The organism is Parolsenella sp. (assembly GCF_982402205.1).
This window is the reverse complement of the sequence record NZ_CEVYAT010000159.1, coordinates 1-3,521: the sequence shown is the minus strand read 5'-3', so window position 1 is coordinate 3,521 and position 3,521 is coordinate 1. Positions and strand designations below refer to the sequence as shown.

At 69.2% G+C, this 3,521-nt stretch carries 1 protein-coding gene; it reads left to right on the top strand.

Annotated features, from left to right (window positions below):
* Nucleotides 1–395 precede the first annotated feature (395 nt).
* Nucleotides 396–3,521: phosphoribosylformylglycinamidine synthase (locus AC1VTH_RS07430; protein WP_481335505.1), on the top strand; the 3,126-nt coding region annotated here is incomplete at its 3' end.

The window sequence follows — 3,521 nt, the reverse complement described above, 5'->3', positions numbered from 1 at the left end:
ACACGCATAAAAAGCCTCCCATTTCTCATGTCCAAGAAATGGGAGGCAGTTCACCACCCGGCCCGGGCGGGTTTCTTGTTCTGTCCCGCCTGCCGCCCCGCCCTCTTGGTCGCCACCTCCCGCGACCCGGGCAGTCTCCTCGCTCCGGCCTTCTCGCCTCGCACGTTGCCCAGCCCCAGGCGCGCCCCGCATCAACCTTTTTGTCTCAGGCGTGTATCAAGCCAGCTCCCGCTCGCCGCAGGCCGCGCGGACGCGGCATAATAGAGACTTGGGTGCGGCCGCCCAGCTGTGCCGCCCCCGTTCGACCGCGCCGCGCACGCGGCGTGCCACACATACGGAAACGGGCGTTACCCGCAGCAGGGCAGGCGCGTCCACTACCGAGAAGGGCAGGACGAATGGTCTCTCGCATCTACGTTGAGAAGAAGCCGGGCTTCGACGTGGAGGCGCAGCAGCTCGCGCAAGAGCTGCGCACCATCCTTGGCATCGGCAGCCTCGAGGGGCTGCGCATCATCAACCGCTACGACGTCGAGGGCATCGGGGAGGACCTCTTCCAGCGCTGCGTTCCCATCGTGTTCAGCGAGCCCCAGGTGGACGCCGCCACCGCGGAGCTTCCTGTCGAGGGCGTCACGCTCGACGAGGCCGGCTTCGTTACCGGTGCCCCCGCGGGCACCGCCGTCTTTGCCGTGGAGTACCTGCCCGGCCAGTTCGACCAGCGCGCGGACTCCGCCAGCGAGTGCGTCCAGCTCATCAGCGCGGGCGAGCGCCCGCTCGTCCGCTCGGCCAAGGTCTACGTGCTGGAGGGCGCACTCACGGCCGATGACGTCGAGGCCATCAAGCACTACGTCATCAACCCCGTCGAGGCTCGCGAGGCGTCGCTCGCCCGCAAGCGCACCCTCAAGATGAGCGTGGCCACCCCGGCGGACGTCGAGCGCCTCGGGGGCTTCCTCGACCTCGACCAGGAGGGCCTCGCCGCCTTCATCGCAAACCGCGGCCTGGCGATGGACCTCGCCGACATCACCTTCTGCCAGCAGTACTTCGCCGGCGAGCACCGCAACCCCACCATCACCGAGATTCGCGTCATCGACACCTACTGGTCCGACCACTGCCGCCACACCACCTTTGGCACGCAGCTCGAGGACGTCCAGATCGACGACGAGGTCGTCAGGGCCGCGTTCGACAAGTACCTCGCGATGCGCCACGAGCTCGGCCGCGACGCCAAGCCCGTCTGCCTCATGGACATGGGCACCATCGGCGCCAAGTGGCTCAAGCACGAGGGCATCCTCAAGAACCTCGACGAGTCCGAGGAGATCAACGCCTGCACCGTCAAGGTGAAGGTCGACGTGAACGGCGCCGACGAGGACTGGCTGTTCCTCTTCAAGAACGAGACCCACAACCACCCCACCGAAATCGAGCCGTTCGGCGGCGCGGCCACCTGCATCGGCGGCGCCATCCGCGACCCGCTCTCGGGCCGCAGCTACGTCTACCAGGCCATGCGCGTCACCGGCGCCGCAGACCCCACAGTTCCCGTGCGCGAGACGCGCGCCGGCAAGCTCCCGCAGCGTAAGCTCGTGACCACGGCCGCCGCCGGCTACTCGAGCTACGGCAACCAGATCGGCCTCGCCACCGGCCAGGTCAGCGAGCTCTACCACCCCGGCTACATGGCCAAGCGCATGGAGGTCGGCGCCGTCGTGGCGGCCACGCCCGCCAACCACGTGCGCCGCGAGTGCCCCGCGCCCGGCGACAAGATCGTGCTGCTCGGCGGCCGCACCGGCCGTGACGGCATCGGCGGTGCCACCGGCTCCTCCAAGACCCAGAACGTCGAGAGCCTCGAGGAGTGCGGCGCCGAGGTCCAGAAGGGCAACGCCCCCATCGAGCGCAAGCTCCAGCGCCTGTTCCGCCGCGGCGACGCCTGCCGCCTCATCAAGCGCTGCAACGACTTTGGCGCCGGCGGCGTGAGCGTGGCCGTGGGCGAGCTGGCAGACGGCCTGTCCATCGACCTCGACCAGGTCACCAAGAAGTACGAGGGCCTCGATGGCACCGAGCTCGCCATCTCCGAGAGCCAGGAGCGCATGGCCGTGGCCCTCGCGCCCGAGGACGTCGACGAGTTCCTGGGCTACGCCACCGAGGAGAACCTCGAGGCCACGGTCATCGCGACCGTCACCGAGGAGCCGCGCGTCCGCATCGACTGGAGGGGCGACCGCGTGGTCGACCTCTCGCGCGAGTTCCTCGCCAGCAACGGCGCGCCCAAGCACATGGACGTCCACGTCGAGGCGCCCGGCCGCTGGGAGCCCGCATGGGAGGGCAGCACCCTTGCCGAGAGGCTCGGCTCTCTCGTCACCGACCTCAACGTCGCCTCGAACAAGGGGCTCTCTGAGCGCTTCGACTCCACCATCGGCGCCGCCACGGTGCTCATGCCCTTTGGTGGCAGCCGCCAACTCACACCGAGCATGGCCATGGTCGCCAAGCTCCCCGTCGACGGCGAAACCACCACGGCCAGCGCCATGGCCTGGGGCTTCAACCCCTACCTCATGGAGGCGAACCAGTTCGCGGGCGCCTACCTGTCCGTCGTCGAGTCCGTCTCGCGCCTCGTCGCCGCGGGCTTTGCCCACAGGGACGCCTACCTCTCGTTCCAGGAGTACTTCGAGCGCCTGCGCAGCGACCCCGTCCGTTGGGGCAAGCCCATGGCCGCGGTCCTGGGTGCCCTCGAGGCGCAGGTCGACCTGGGCGTCGGCGCCATTGGTGGCAAGGACTCGATGAGCGGCAGCTTCGAGGACGAGGACGGCGAGCTCAACGTGCCGCCCACCCTCATCAGCTTCGCCGTTGCCGTGGGCAAGGCCGCCCGCGCCACCTCGCCCGAGTTCAAGGCCGCAGGCCACCGCATCGTCTGCATCGAGGCCGCCGAGTACGGCGAAGACTACCGTCCCAGCGTCGAGGGCCTGCTCGAGAGCTTCAACCTCGTCGAGGGCCTCGTGGCAGACGGCTCGGCGCTCGCCATCTCCACGCCCGGCTATGGCGGCGAGGCCGAGGCCCTCTTCAAGATGAGCGTAGGCAACGGCATTGGCGTGACGCTGAGCAACGACGTGCCCGCAGACAGCCTCTTCGAGCCCGCCTACGGCAGCTTCCTCGTGGAGCTCGCCGACGGCGCCGAGCTGCCCGCCCACTCCGACTATGTGAACGTCGAGGTCATCGGCACCACCACCGAGGCCTATGAGTTCGTGGCCGAGGGCGAGCGCGCAGACCTCGCCCAGCTGCAGGAGGCCTGGGAGGGCGCCATCGAGGGCGTCTTCCCCTACCGCACCCCGGCAGACGCCACGCTCCCCGAGGTCAAGCCGCAGACTTGGCTCGCCGCCGAGCACAACGTCGCGCCCGCGGTGTTCGCCGGCTCCAAGATCGCGCGCCCACGCGTGACCATCCCGGTCTTCCCCGGCAACAACTGCGAGTACGACTCCGCCCGCGCCTTCACCGAGGCCGGCGCCGAGGCCGACGTCTTCGTCATCAACAACCTCACGCCCGAGGCCGTG